This window comes from Nitrospinota bacterium, from assembly GCA_035528715.1.
In the GTDB taxonomy this organism is placed as follows: domain Bacteria; phylum JADFOP01; class JADFOP01; order DATKYB01; family DATKYB01; genus DATKYB01.
Map to the genome: position 1 here is coordinate 1 of DATKYB010000051.1, position 14,266 is coordinate 14,266.

Consider the following 14,266-nt stretch of genomic DNA (forward strand, 5'->3'; position numbering starts at 1 on the left):
GGCCATCTCCACGAATCCAAATCCTTTTGATTGACCACTATACTTGTCTTTTATAATGGTGGCGGATTCAACCTGCCCGAATTGTTCTAAAGCCAGCCGTAAGTCCTCTTCGGTGACCTCGTACGACAAATTTCCTACATAGATCTTCATTCTAATCTCCTTTTGTAATAAATTATAAATTTTCACATCGCCTAACAATTAATAGACGAATTTCTGATTTGTATCGGATTTTTTTCTATATTAAATATTCTACTAAAAAAGCTAAAATTTTGTCAATAGGGTTTTACAGATTTTGCCATTTTCAAATTCGCCTTGGGGTTCTTTGCAAGGAAAATTCGCTTTGTGAATCTCCGAAGGAAAATCCTTCGAAAAATTCCTCAGGAAAATCCCTGAAAAATCTAAGGGGGATTTAAATTTAAAGCCTAACGGTCGAGTTCAGGGACAAGAGCCATAGTACGATATTAACAAGCAAAAAGATGTTTAACAATAAAATAATAGCAAACGCTAAAAAGGCATCGCTGGCTCTTGTTCCCTCTGCAACGATTGGTTAGACAGCTTCCCGTACCCATTTCTTTGCAGCATCCATATCTGCATAGTCAAACTGCTTCACTTCAGCAGACACAAAATGATTAGCTATCATTGGCGCAATTGACATAAGTTTTGAATCAGTTACTGCCGCTACTCTTTTGATTTTTTTATGATGATCTTTAATGAATTTCATATGATGTGTGAATGCTCCGAAACTCTTCCATCCAGGAAAGTCTTTGGTATGTATTATGATTCCGTTAACATAGCCTTTTTCATTAATGTATGCATCTATTTCTTTGGTAAGTCGTTCAAAATCAGTTTGTTCAAGTGCGCCTAATGGCTCAATAATAACTATCCCCTCTGCTCTCATAATTTCAAATGAAATCATATTTAATCCTTTTCTTGTGGTCTAACGTCTGGATCATCGATGCACACCATGAAGCACGCTCAAGGGCATTAAAGCTAATTTGCAGACTATAAATAATCACACTCAAAAAAGTCGCTGCTGGTGTGCATTCGAATGCATCCGGTTGTTAGATTTTATTTATTTTTCTTGCCCTTTCTAAAAATTCATCAACATGAGCGAACATGAATAAATACTCTCCATCAGGGTTTTTGAATTCTGCAATCATTGTAAATCGATATATCATTTGATTGAATTCCTTAAAATAAGAAAATGCGCCAGCAAATCGCTCAAGCTCAAGAATATTACCCCATAGAACTGGAGCCAATAGAAATGGAGGATATGTTCCAGTTAATCCATTAAGCTTTGAATTGAGTTTCTTTGTTAATCTGTGTTCCAGAAGTTTTTGAAATTTTTCTGTGCTTTCCATACGATCAAAATCAAAGTTGATATTGAAGACTTCAACAAGTGTTTTATTACCATCTTTTTCAACTTCAAAATCAAATCTTTTTCCATTTGGTAATTTTTTTTCAACTTGAATAAGCGTTAATCCGTCATCTTTTAGAAGCTTACTGATTACCGCTAACTCTGCAACAAAACTTTGAAATTGTGACTGATTATCGTTAAAATTTATAATCATTTTATGGCATAGATTAATTATCTGCTTTCTCGGATCACCTTTAACTTTTTGAAGGATTTCAGTTGCCGTATTATTAATAAATTTAAGAAATGCCAGAGAAGCTTGATCTCCCTCATTTGCGTTCCACCAAAAATCAAACATAGTCTTTTCTGAAATAAATTCGCCTTTTTCTTTAATGTCTGATTCTACTTTTTTGTAACGTTCATAATATTTACTGCTAATATCAGAAAGCAATTTATTTGATGAAGATAAAGCATCATATATTGAAGGCAAGTAATGTTGTAGCAGATCTATGGGCTCATTCATTTTAATTTTTAAAAATCTAACATCGCGGTTCACTGGCCGGAAGGGCCGCAGGCCCTTACGGTCCATGTGAAACCGCCTGGTTAGAGGGCACTCTTTTCTATGTATATATTTCATCTGTGATTTCTTTACACAGGCCATCAAGTCCAGGATATATTTTACCACTCGTTATTCCAATTTTTGCCAATTCTTTTCTCAGGTCATTTTTTCTCTTGCCATCTATAACCAATTTGCAAAATATTCGTCGTCCGCAGCAGGGGCAAACAATGAGCTTTCCATCCTTATTAAACCCATCAGGTTTGTTCCCAAATAACGTAAAACATGATCTCTGTGCTGTTATCCTCGGATTCAGATGTGGTGGTAATAATGCTATGGGTGAAGCGGGCAGTCCCCAAACAGAGTGATCGTTTGGTGTAGTGATGTTTTCTAACCATCTATCCGTTGATTTTTCTCCTGGATAGAGAACCGTACCGCTGGACCAATGGTCTTCACCTCCGAGTTCCTCTAACGCATATGTAAGCAAAGTTGTAGGAGCTAGACATGTAACTATTGGGTTTTTTGTATCTTCCATCTCTGTTCCTAGAGAGAAAAATAGTGCTATAGCTGCATCCTGAGACCAATCAAGAAGTCTAGTTGATCCACCATAATGTTGGATAAGGAAATACCATGACCATGTATCTGAAATGCTAATCTCAGGCACTAAGGATCGCGCTCGCCTTTGAAATTCAAAAAAGTATTTGCGCTCTTTTTTTTGCTGCTCTGATATTTTATCGTTATCGATGTTTCTATATAGCTTTGGCACAAGGCTACCAAAATCCTTCTGTTCGCCACGGAACCAAGTGGACTCAGTCGTACATAATCTGATGTATTTGAAATATTCTTCAAGGTTCTTAATAGGACTGAGATTCAAATATCCTTTAGGATGCCATTCTCTGCGCAATGCTATCTTGGATTCTAATGTCTTTGCCTTTTTATATAATTCCCTTACGTCTTCCCGGTCTTTCTCGGGTATATAATCTATCCAATTATGCATAATAATGTTTCCCTTTGCCTTGATTTAATACGGTGTGTATCTTCTTTATTTGACCTCTAACAATTAATAGACGAAGTTCTTGTTTATGCACTCATAGTACTAACTTTATTAAGTCGGTTTTCTTTTTTTCTTTCCAAACATTCAAAACCTCCTCCTTGAAATCGTCATATGTTCCATCAATTATGATCTTTTCAACAGATTTAGAAGCGGTCATATCTTCATACGAAAATTGAAACGTAATTTCATAAGACTTTAGCGAATTTAATTCTTTAGAAAAGTGCATAAGATCGTTGTTCGTTATTACCACATCGATTTCACACCTCATTAAAATCCGGGAGTGTTTTTCAAGTTTATATGGGAAAATACATGATTTTAAAGAATCTAGTAAGTGTTTAAAGTGGATAGCGGCTGGTTTATTGCTCAGGAGGTCACTATTTGTTTTAAGCCCAATAATTTCAGGTCGATTTAAAATTATCATTTCATCACGATTGTTTATAAGATCGAAATCAATCGTAAAGTGTGTTTTTGAGTCAACGCGCCCATCTCCTAAAAAAGCATAGGGCCTAAATGATGATGTTTTTTTTATAATTTTGAATTCGTTACCAGGTGGCATTTTTATTAAAGCCTGTTTCCAGGCTTTATAACCAGCGTAAAATACACATAGTATTGCAAATAGGCCAGTAATTTTGCTTTTTGAAGAAAGATCAATAGGAGAGACACTAGCCACAAGAATAATAATTAAGGAAACTGCACTAAAATAATTGGTAGCTGACCTTAACAGTACCTTTATATATTCATTGAATTGGCTTTGTTTCATAGTAGTTCAATCAAGTTTAAGGCCCATAACGGGCTGCTCAGGGGCGGTGCGTTTTTTAGCGCCGTCCCTTGCAGCAGCAAGGTTATAAGTCCTTTTCAATTTTATTTATTTTATCTTGAAGGTTTTTTTCTACTTCTTTAACAAGCAATTCGATCTCGGAAATTCGTGAGTCAATTTTATCGAAGTCATAGGCTCGGCATGACATTGGGAACCATTTCTTTGCAGGTGTACTCCAGTTTGCAACTTTCGGTCTTCGGTATTGATAATCCGTGTGTGCGAATAATTGATTACGAAGGTCAACCAATTCATCATGGAGCGGGCGAAGTCGTGAGGGAACAACCTTTTTTGTCAATGTGTGTTTTGGAATATGTGTACCCTTATTTACTGAAAAAGGGCGAACATAAGAAACTACAATATCTCTAAGGAGGCAATATCGGATATCTTTACGCCGATAGCGTTTTAGAATCCGAAGAGCATGCTTTGTTGAATCGAAGTCGATCGAGTAAAGCCTATAGAAATAATATTCTTCCATGTCTATATTTTTCATAATTCAACTTCCAACAATTAATAGACGGATTTCTTATTTATTCGTTTTTCTCTGTTGTGGAGGCTTCAAAACAGATGGAAAAAATGCAGAATAACGATAAGTAACAACTTTCTAGACCAACATTAAAATCCAGTCCAGAAGTAGAGCAGAATCAACAACAAATTTAAATTCAGAATATATTTAAAAAGAGAAAAAAGTCAAGGATATTTTTCAATTCAAAGTTCTTGTTATTTCCTCCTTCCCCTTCTGCTTTTTAGGTTTATGCTGAGGGGAGCGAGGATAAAGTGGAATGAGTTGTTAGATGTTATTATTTTATGTTACAATTCGTAAGGCAAAATACGGAATAATATTAAAAACAAATATAGCTATTTTTAAAAAAGCCATGCCTGCATAATGAATTGCATCGAACGTTTCTACTGGAATCTTGAACCACTTGCTATGCATGCGATAAATCCAATCATGAGCAAATGCAAACAATAAAAACCACCACAGCAATAATCCCATATTAATTACAGCGCACCATCCTAATGCTCCACGCAATATATCAACTGTCATTTGTCTTCTCCTTTTCTGTAAATATTTTATTATTTATTTCATATAACGCTAAAGCTCACTGGCGGGGGTGGAGCGCAGCAAAATCCCCGTCCAGTGCAGCACTTTGTTAGCCACCTAATTTATTTTCAATAACTTCATGGACCTCCCAATTTTTGTCAATCCATATTCCAATTATTTCTATGTTTTCATATTGTTGACGAAGAAATTGTATTGCCTTTTGTATGTGTATAATTTGATCATTTTGTGGTGCTGGATTTCCGGCACAATCGTGATGGCCAACAATAGCAACTCCTACGGAATTATGATGCTCAATTGAAATTTTCAGTCTTTCAAGAATCGACTGAATAGAGGTAATGCTTTTCTCTTCTGATAGAATCAGATTTGGGCCAGCTTCAGTAATGGAGTCAACATATTCAACATTGAATCGTTTTTGCAGATATCTAATTACAGGTAATTGAACTCGCCCATCCATGCAATTGATAACTGTATAGAATCGCATACCGTTTCCTTCTGGTGGCTAACAATTAATAGACGAAGTTCTTGTTTATGCTTTTTCTCTATTGTGATAAATCTATATGTATTTTTGAAAATTATGCAATAAAATATCAAAATTCATGTAATTATATAAAATCAAAGGGTTTTTTGCAATTGAAAGTTCTTTTTGTTCTTGTCCCCTTTTAGATTTTTCAGGGATGCGGCACCAAAGGTCAAATACCGTAAAGAAAAATTTTAGAGCATTTAAAATCGTTCTGGTGTTCCTGTTTTCAAAGAGGTTACTTCTTAAATTTCAATATTTTCAATAAGTTATCCATCCATTTTATGCCATCAGTATCCATTTTGCGCTTGCATATTGAGGTTTTAAATGTATAATTAATAATATCATATTTTATGAAATTAAGAGTTATGAAGAATTTTGTTAAGATAGGCACTGTTTTAAAAAAGTCACTTAAGAAATTTAGGCTGGAGAAGGGAATAAAGCAGTGCAGGATTTTGGATATATGGGACAAAGTTGTAGGCGAACAGATAGCTGCTGTTACCCGTCCAGGATATATAAAGGGGAAGACCCTCTATATATTTGTAAGAGATTCGATTTGGCTGCAGGAATTGAAATTCTTAGAAAGGATGATTATTGAAAAACTAAATAATAAAGTTGGTGGTAAGATAATAGAAAATATTTATTTCAAGATTGATACAGAAAGGTAAATGACAAAATGAAAAAGACTCTTTTTAAAAAAGAACTTTTGGTTTTCGTTCTTTTTGCTTCGATTATTTTTGGCTGCGGAGATATAAATGAGATATTAAAAGGAAAAGAAAGTGAGGATATTAAAGGTCATATAAAATTTGAGATTATACAACCAGAGGACGAAAGGGCATCTAGCAAGAAGGCACTGGCTTATTATCATTATATCTTAGCTGAAATTTATAGCCTTAAGAATGACATAGAGAAATCCATAGAGTCTTATAAAGAGGCTATAAAGTATGACTCAAATTCTTCTTATCTCCATTTTAACCTCTCTTCAGAATATCTAAAAAAAGGAGATGTTTCAAAAGCCATTTCAGAGATTCAGGAGGCATTGGCAATCAATCCTGAATATAAAGAAGCCAGGATACTATTAGGAAAAATCTATTCTGGTCTCAAAAAAAGAGATTTAGCCATTACTCAGTTCAAAAAAGTTATGGACCAAAGTCCCGAAGAAATAGAACCCTATCTTTTTTTAGGGACTCTCTATGCTGAAGAGAAAGATTACGACAATGCAATACTCACTTTTCAAAAATTATTAGAAAAAAGGCCGGATTCTGTTGAGGGCGTTTACTATATAGGAAGGATCTACCTCATAATGAATTTATATAATAGGGCAGAGGAATATTTTAAAAAAGCAATAGAAATATCTCCCGATTTTGAAGACGCTTTAAGGGGATTGGGAGATATTTATATGATTAGAGGAGATTATGAGGAAGCAGTCAAACATTATGAAAAAGTGCTGGAGATTAATCCTCATAGTAATCTTATTAGAGAAAGGCTGGGACAAATTTATCTAAAAAAGGAGTCCTTAGATGAAGCCTTAAAGGAATATAAAATTATTTTAGAGTCTGAACCGGAAAACCTATTGACTCACAAAAGATTGGCTTTTATCTACTTTAAACAGGGGAATTATTCAGAGGCCCTCAAAGAGTTTCAAATAATTCTTGCTGCTCAACCAAAAGATACGAAAATAAGATATTACAAGGCATTGCTATATGAAGAGATGAAGAAATATGACGATGCCTTACTGGAACTGAAAGAGATTATTAAAATAAATCCAAATTCTGTGGATAGTCGGTTATTTATGGCTCGTATTTATAAAATCTTAAATAAAGTAGATGATGCTATTGATATCTTGGAGGAACTAGCAAAGGTTGATCCCAAACAATCAAAAGGTTATTTTTATTTGGGCATCATCCTTTCTGAGGAAAAAAAATATAATGAATCAGTAAAAAACTTTAAAAAGGCAATAGAGTTAGAACCAAAAAATGATAAATATCATTTTAATCTAGGGGCGACTTATGAGAAGATGGGTGAGTTTGAATTATCAATTCATGAGATGAAAAAAACGATTGAGTTGAATCCCAATTATGCGAATGCTCATAATTACTTAGGATATATGTATGTAGAAAGAGGGATTAATTTAGATGAATCTATTCTTATCATCAAGAAGGCTCTGGAGTTAGAACCAGAAAATGGATATTTTGTCGATAGTTTGGGTTGGGCATATTTTAAAAAAGGTTGGTATGAAAAGGCTCTGAATGAATTAGAGAAGGCTGTTAGCTTGGTACCTGATGATCCAGTAATCAGAGATCATTTAGGTGATATATATTTTAAATTAGAGAGAAAACAAGAGGCATTAAATGAGTGGAGGAAGTCGTTAGAAATAAAACCTGATAACAGAGAGGTGGAAAAGAAATTAAAAAATTTGGAGAAAGTATTTGAAAAGGCGAATCATTAATAGATGGTATATTCTTCCCCTCTTTATAATTTCTTTGTTTCTTTTATTCGGATGCGAGACCGTTATCCAAGGAGTCAGGCCTTATCAACCTTTTCCAGATGAGATACTAGAGTCACCAAGGACTTTAGTAAATGAATTGAGGAAAAGAGAGGGTTTATTAGAAAATCTTAAAGCGATTACACATCTCACTTTAAATACCCCCGATAAGAATCTCACTACAAAAGAAGTCTTTATCCTAAAAAAGAATTTGGCCTTGAGGGTGGAAACCATAAACTTTTTTGGACATCCAACGATGTATCTTGTTTCGAACAACAAAGAACTATTAGTCTATTTTCCTTTTGAGGGAAAATTCTTAAGAACAGAGGCAACGCGGAAAAATTTATATAAGTGGACGGGTGTCAACCTGAACCTTTCCCAGATTATGAAGATTCTTTCAGGAACGGTTCCTTTAAGCATTGATACAAAACAAATGAGAGGTATTTATACATCTCGTGAGAAAAGATATATCTTACAGATATATAATAAGGAAGAAGATGTCCTAGAAGAGATATGGATAGAGGCTGACAGGTTCATTCCTGCAAGGTCTCTTCTTTTTAGCCCTGAAGGAGAGGTTCTGTTGGATGTAGAATATCATCATTTTAAAAAAGTTCAGGATTATCTGCTCCCTTTTTCTATCAAGGTAAGTTTTCCAAAAGAGAATACAGATATAAAGATCGTATACAAAAAAGTATACATTAATCAAAAATTGTCAGACGATATTTTTCATTTATTTATTCCAAAAAAGGCAACAGAGATAATATTGAATGAGAGCTCTAAACTCTATGAAAGAGATAGAGATTAAATCACCAGCAAAAATAAATCTCGGTTTAAGGGTCTTGAGAAAAAGGAAAGATGGATATCATGAAATTGAGACCATCTTGCAGATGATAAGCCTTTATGATGATATTTTAATTAGGGAAAGTGATAAAGAAATAAAGGTTTTTTGTGATGACGAAACCCTCAAAGGGAGGAGGAATTTAGCGTACACTGCTGCTAAGGTTATAAAAGAGAAGAGCAAAAGAAAAAGCGGAGTGGACATATTTATAAAAAAGAATATTCCTGTTGGTTCTGGATTAGGGGGGGGGAGCAGTAATGCTGCCTCTGTTATTTTAGGTTTAAATAGGTTGTGGGAATTGGATTATAGTAAAGAAAGGCTTATGGAAATAGCCAAATTTTTGGGATCGGATGTTCCCTTTTTCATCAATGGCCCTGTTGCTATTGCTAGGGGTAGGGGTGAGATTATCAATCCCATTAAAAAAGTAGAAAAGATGCATCTTATCCTTGTTATTCCTCCTCAGCCTATATCCACTGAATGGGCATATAAAAACCTAAATTTGAAGTTGACAAGTATCCCATCGGGTAGTACTCTTTACAGACTAAATCTTTCTAAAATTAATAACATACAGGATTATCTTCACAATGATTTAGAAGAAGTTGTGAAGGAGAGATTACCGGATATATCAGAAATTAAAAAGAAACTCATATCTTTAGGTTCAAAAGGCGTTGCTATGTCAGGAAGTGGTTCCTCAGTCTATGGTATCTTTGAAGAATATGATATGTGTTTGAAGGCCTATGAAATCATGAAAAAGGAGAGATGGAGAATCATCTTTACAGAGACCCTTACAGATGCAAGGGAATTTTATCATTAACATTTTTAAAGTTGATTTCATCTAAAAAAATTTTGGGAGACAGGGGTAGGGGATAATGGAGGTTACCGAAGTAAGAGTCGTACCTATAGATGAGGAACGGTTGAAGGCTTATGTTGCTATAACTATTGATGACTGTTTTGTGATAAAGGACTTGAAGATTATTAATGGTACAAATGGGCTGTTTGTCGCTATGCCGAGTAAAAAGAGAAAGGACGGTAACTTTATAGATATTGCCCATCCGTTGAACAAAGAGACGAGGAAAATGATAGAAGACAGAGTTTTGGAAGAATATAGAAAAGAAGTAGAAAAAAAAGGATAATACAGATTCTCTTTAGTTCTTTTGGGGCGTCGTCAAGTGGTAAGACACAGGTCTTTGGAACCTGCATTCGGAGGTTCGAATCCTCCCGCCCCAGCCATAAAAATAAATCCAAAAATTTTTTAAAACTAAAAATTTGTTTAAAGAAGGTGGTCATATATGTTTAATGGATTAAAGATCTTTTCAGGCAGAGCAAGTGAGGAACTTTCCGAAGAGATAAGTAAATATCTGAAGATTCCTCTGGGAGATATCTTGATAACTGACTTTAGTGATGGTGAGATATATGTCCAGATCCAAGAAAATATTAGAGGAGCTGATGTATTTGTTATCCAGTCGACCTGTAATCCTGGAAACTCTAATCTGATGGAGCTTTTGATTATGATTGATGCTATGAGAAGGGCCTCAGCAGAGAGAATAACTGCTGTCATTCCTTACTATGGGTATGCCCGTCAAGATAGAAAGGTTCAGCCTAGAGTTCCTATAACAGCAAAATTAGTGGCCAATCTATTAACCGCTGTTGGGACAGATAGGGTTTTAGCAATTGATCTTCATGCAGGTCAGATACAGGGTTTTTTTGATATTCCTGTTGATCATTTATTTGCCTCGCCGGATATTATTGATTATATAAAAAAGAAAAAGATAAAAAATGCGGTTGTTGTCTCTCCTGATGCTGGTGGTGTAGAGAGGGCCAGGGCTTTTGCAAAAAGGGTTAATGCTTCTTTAAGCATCATAGATAAAAGAAGAGAAGAAAAAAATGTTTCTAAGGTAATGAATATCATTGGGGATGTTAAAGACAAAAATGTTCTTTTAATTGACGATATGGTTGATACAGCTGGGACACTCGTAGAGTCTGTAAAGGCTTTGAGGGATAATGGTGCAAAGGATATATATGCTTGCTGTACGCATGCAGTCCTTTCCGGTTCTGCTATTGAGAGGATATCAAAATCTTTTCTCAAGGAGCTGATTGTTACAAATACAATTCCTTTGAGGAAAGAGGGCCGGAATAATAAAAAAATCAAGGTGTTATCTGTGGCTAAGCTTTTAGGAGAGGCGATCATTAGAATTCATAATGGGGCATCTGTAAGTTCACTATTTGTTTAAAAGGAGTGTTTCTATGGAAGATCTAATTTTAACAGCAAAAACAAGAACAAAAACAGGTAAGGGAGAAGCTCGAAGATTAAGAAAAAAAGGTCTCGTTCCAGCCATCCTCTATGGAGGGTCTGAGGTCGTTCCTATCAGTTTTCTTCTAAAAGATCTGCAGCGAATTTTGAGTACAAGTGGTGGAGAAAATACGATTTTTCAGTTAAATATTGAAGATGCTAAAAAAAGGGATCGCAAAGTCATAGCGAGAGAATTCCAGAATGATCCTGTCAAGAGCGAGCTACTCCATGTTGATTTATATGAAATATCCATGGATAAAGAGATAACGGTATCAGTAGGAATAACTTTGACTGGAAAGGCTTTTGGGGTTGAACAAGAAGGAGGAATGTTAAACCATTTACTAAAAGAGATAGAGATAGAATGTCTTCCCACCAAGATCCCTGATGAGATTACAGTGGATGTATCAGAGTTGAAGATCGGTGATGTTCTTCATTTAAAGGATATTAACATTCCAGAGGGGATTAAGGTCTTGGATGATTTAGAAGAGCCGGTTGCTTCCGTTGCAGCGATAGTTGAAGAAGTGGTTGAAGTTGCTGCTGAAGAAGAAGGTGAAGGTGTTGAAGGAGAAGCAAAAGAGGCTGAAGAAGGATCTGAAAAACCAGAAAAACCAGAAAAAACTGAAAAACAAGAAAAATCTGAACAATCTCAAAAACCTGAAAAAGACAGTGGCAAGAAAGATTAGCGATAAAAGGGCAATATTTCTGTGGAAATCATTGTTGGTCTAGGGAATCCTGGAGCTCAGTATGAGATAACAAGACATAACATCGGTTTCTTAATTATAGATGAGTTAGCATTAAAGTATAAGATTGCTTTAGATAAAAAAGGATATTATTCAATATATGGAAGGGGTAAGATTGCTGAAAAAGATGTTATGCTGGTTAAGCCCGTGACCTATATGAATTTAAGTGGTGGAGCAGTTCATTCTCTAGTCAAAAATTGTAGCTCTTCCTTAAAAGATTTACTGATCATTCATGATGATATAGATATTCCATTAGGGAATATCAGAAAGAAAACAAAAGGTGGTGATGCAGGACACAAAGGGATACGTTCTATTATTCAATATCTTGAGAGCGGGACATTTTCAAGGCTGAGGATAGGAGTGGGAAGACCCGAGAAAGGAGAAGATGCTTCAGATTATCTTCTTGAGCCCATCTTTGATAAATACCTCCCGATATATACTGAGATAATAAAAAAATCTGCAGATGAGGTTACAGCTATCATAAAGACGAAAACAAGGGTGGAAAAGGAAACAGTCTAGAATTATTCTTAGAGAGGGGGACTCATGGAAGGATACGTAGTATATGCACCTGTTTTTGGAGTCATCGGTTTAATTACAGCAGCGCTTATTTATTTTTATATAAAAAGGCAACCTTCAGGCACAAAGGTAATGATAGAAATATCTGAGGCAATCCATGAAGGGGCCATGGTATTTCTTAAAAAGGAGTATAAGATAATTTCTATTTTTATCATATTTGTATTTATCATCTTATCTGCCACCATTAGTTTTTTCACAGCATTGGCATTTCTATCTGGGGCCTTGTGTTCTATGTTAGCAGGGTTTTTCGGTATGAAGGCAGCAACGAGGGCCAATGTCAGAACGTCACAAGCAGCTAATCAGGAAGGTCAGATGAAGGCATTGCAGATAGCCTTTTCTGGTGGATCTGTCATGGGGCTATCCGTAGCTAGTCTCGGACTGATAGGAATAGGTATATTTTTCTATCTCTTTAGTCAGAAAGACCCTTCCATCATAAATGGATTTGCAATGGGTGCCAGTTCCATAGCTTTGTTTGCAAGAGTAGGAGGAGGGATATATACCAAGACAGCTGATGTGGGTGCTGATCTTGTAGGAAAAGTCGAAGCCGGGATTCCAGAAGATGATCCTAGAAATCCTGGGGTTATCGCTGACAATGTAGGAGATTGTGTTGGTGATACCGCTGGTATGGGAGCTGATATCTTTGAGTCATATGTTGGTTCCATCATTGCTACAATAGCTATAGGCTCCACAATAAGCCCCCTCACCTTTAAATTTATGGCTCTGCCTCTATTAATCGTCATGTTGGGCCTGATTGCCTCAATTTTGGGTGTCCTTACCATAAAGATTTTTAGCAAGCTCGATCCAGCATCAATCTTAAGATATTCAACAATCTTTAGTGCTCTTATTTTATTGATAGCAGCTTATTTATTAATGAAAAGAATGGGGTTTGCCTCTGGTATCTATTGGGCTCTATTTTCTGGAAGCCTTGCGGGTATCTTAATAGGAATTTTAACAGAGTATTATACCGGCGGTAGCCCAATAATAAGAATTGCAAAGTCTTCTCAAACAGGGCCAGCAACCAACATAATAACTGGTCTTGCAGTAGCAATGGAAAGCACTGCCTTACCAATATTGGTAATCTGTGCGGCAATATATATTGCTGCAAAGTTTGCCGGGCTTTACGGTATAGGACTATCTGCTGTTGGTATGCTCTCCACTGTAGGAATAACTATGTCTGTTGATGCTTATGGTCCTATTGCGGATAATGCGGGGGGCATATCTGAGATGTCTGGTCTTGGTGAAGAGACAAGGAAGATAACAGATGGATTAGATGCCTTAGGGAATACTACTGCAGCCATAGGTAAAGGTTTTGCTATTGGTTCAGCTGCTCTGACCGCCCTTGCTTTATTCTCTGCCTATACAAAGGCTGTAAATCTTGAGGTTATAGATATTACTAATGCCAAGGTTGTTATAGGGTTGTTTATCGGGGGTGCAATCCCATTTTTTATTGCATCCCTAACAATGACCTCAGTTGGTAAGGCTGCCTTCAAGATGGTCAATGAGATAAGAAGACAGTTCAGAGAAATTCCGGGTATCATGGAAGGAAAGGCAAAACCTGACTCAGCCAAGTGTGTAGATATTAGTACAACTGCGGCCCTAAAAGAGATGATCATTCCAGGTATAATAGCTATTATTTCTCCTGTTCTTATTGGATATTTTGCAGGTCCCCAAGCTTTAGGAGGGATGCTGGCTGGGGCAACATTGACAGGTGTGCTTCTGGCATTGATGATGGCAAATGGGGGGGGAGCTTGGGATAATGCGAAGAAATATATAGAAAAAGGAAACTTAGGGGGTAAGGGATCTGAAGCCCATAAGGCTTCTGTGGTTGGCGATACTGTTGGTGATCCTTTTAAGGATACGTCAGGTCCATCAATGAATATATTAATCAAATTAATGTCTGTCGTTTCACTCGTATTAGCTCCGTTATTTATTCGTTAAGTTATTTAGGTAATCATTTGTTAGAGAGAGGGGGTTGA

At 36.0% G+C, this 14,266-nt stretch carries 17 protein-coding genes and 1 tRNA gene; 10 read left to right on the forward strand and 8 right to left on the reverse strand.

Going from position 1 to position 14,266, the window contains the following annotated elements:
• The 8 genes from VMW81_03685 to VMW81_03720 all read right to left on the reverse strand — a co-directional run.
• On the reverse strand, positions 1-150 hold a 150-nt coding region (locus tag VMW81_03685; protein ID HUU50041.1), incomplete at its 3' end, for an RNA-binding protein.
• A gap of 397 nt (positions 151-547) precedes the next feature.
• Positions 548-916, reverse strand: coding sequence for an STAS/SEC14 domain-containing protein (locus tag VMW81_03690; GenBank protein ID HUU50042.1), 369 nt, complete (start codon positions 914-916; stop codon positions 548-550).
• Positions 917-1,061: 145 nt separating this feature from the next.
• Entirely contained in the window at positions 1,062-1,943 is an 882-nt protein-coding gene (locus tag VMW81_03695; GenBank protein HUU50043.1) for a hypothetical protein, read from the reverse strand.
• 31 nt (positions 1,944-1,974) lie between these two features.
• On the reverse strand, positions 1,975-2,907 hold the full coding sequence (locus tag VMW81_03700) for an FRG domain-containing protein (protein HUU50044.1): 933 nt from the start codon (positions 2,905-2,907) through the stop codon (positions 1,975-1,977).
• Positions 2,908-2,998: 91 nt separating this feature from the next.
• Positions 2,999-3,724: a hypothetical protein gene (locus VMW81_03705; protein HUU50045.1), complete on the reverse strand. Its 726-nt coding sequence runs from the start codon at positions 3,722-3,724 to the stop codon at positions 2,999-3,001.
• An 82-nt stretch (positions 3,725-3,806) separates the two neighbouring features.
• A complete protein-coding gene (locus VMW81_03710) occupies positions 3,807-4,271 on the reverse strand; it encodes a hypothetical protein (GenBank protein HUU50046.1) in 465 nt (154 codons plus the stop codon).
• 312 nt (positions 4,272-4,583) lie between these two features.
• A complete protein-coding gene (locus VMW81_03715) occupies positions 4,584-4,826 on the reverse strand; it encodes a hypothetical protein (protein HUU50047.1) in 243 nt (80 codons plus the stop codon).
• Between the two features lie 106 nt (positions 4,827-4,932).
• On the reverse strand, positions 4,933-5,325 hold the full coding sequence (locus VMW81_03720) for a carbonic anhydrase (GenBank protein HUU50048.1): 393 nt from the start codon (positions 5,323-5,325) through the stop codon (positions 4,933-4,935).
• A gap of 404 nt (positions 5,326-5,729) precedes the next feature.
• On the opposite strand from VMW81_03720, the gene VMW81_03725 reads away from it, so the two are divergent.
• The 10 genes from VMW81_03725 to VMW81_03770 all read left to right on the forward strand — a co-directional run bounded on the left by VMW81_03725 (position 5,730) and on the right by VMW81_03770 (position 14,228).
• Positions 5,730-6,029, forward strand: a complete 300-nt coding sequence (locus VMW81_03725) for a DUF721 domain-containing protein (protein ID HUU50049.1) — start codon at positions 5,730-5,732, stop codon at positions 6,027-6,029.
• Between the two features lie 8 nt (positions 6,030-6,037).
• Positions 6,038-7,810, forward strand: a complete 1,773-nt coding sequence (locus VMW81_03730; GenBank protein HUU50050.1) for a tetratricopeptide repeat protein — start codon at positions 6,038-6,040, stop codon at positions 7,808-7,810.
• Complete coding sequence (locus VMW81_03735; GenBank protein ID HUU50051.1) at positions 7,791-8,651, forward strand: DUF4292 domain-containing protein; 861 nt, start codon at positions 7,791-7,793, stop codon at positions 8,649-8,651. Before VMW81_03730 ends, VMW81_03735 begins: the two co-directional genes overlap by 20 nt.
• Positions 8,632-9,498, forward strand: coding sequence for a 4-(cytidine 5'-diphospho)-2-C-methyl-D-erythritol kinase (gene ispE / locus VMW81_03740; GenBank protein ID HUU50052.1), 867 nt, complete (start codon positions 8,632-8,634; stop codon positions 9,496-9,498). Before VMW81_03735 ends, ispE begins: the two co-directional genes overlap by 20 nt.
• 55 nt (positions 9,499-9,553) lie before the next feature.
• Positions 9,554-9,817, forward strand: a complete 264-nt coding sequence (spoVG, locus tag VMW81_03745; protein ID HUU50053.1) for a septation regulator SpoVG — start codon at positions 9,554-9,556, stop codon at positions 9,815-9,817.
• Between the two features lie 22 nt (positions 9,818-9,839).
• Positions 9,840-9,914, forward strand: a tRNA-Gln gene (locus tag VMW81_03750).
• A 59-nt stretch (positions 9,915-9,973) separates the two neighbouring features.
• Positions 9,974-10,915, forward strand: a complete 942-nt coding sequence (locus VMW81_03755) for a ribose-phosphate pyrophosphokinase (GenBank protein ID HUU50054.1) — start codon at positions 9,974-9,976, stop codon at positions 10,913-10,915.
• Positions 10,916-10,928: 13 nt separating this feature from the next.
• Positions 10,929-11,657: a 50S ribosomal protein L25 gene (locus VMW81_03760; GenBank protein HUU50055.1), complete on the forward strand. Its 729-nt coding sequence runs from the start codon at positions 10,929-10,931 to the stop codon at positions 11,655-11,657.
• 21 nt (positions 11,658-11,678) lie between these two features.
• Positions 11,679-12,233, forward strand: a complete 555-nt coding sequence (gene pth, locus VMW81_03765; protein HUU50056.1) for an aminoacyl-tRNA hydrolase — start codon at positions 11,679-11,681, stop codon at positions 12,231-12,233.
• Between the two features lie 24 nt (positions 12,234-12,257).
• Positions 12,258-14,228: a sodium-translocating pyrophosphatase gene (locus VMW81_03770; protein ID HUU50057.1), complete on the forward strand. Its 1,971-nt coding sequence runs from the start codon at positions 12,258-12,260 to the stop codon at positions 14,226-14,228.
• The last annotated feature ends 38 nt before the right edge of the window (positions 14,229-14,266 follow it).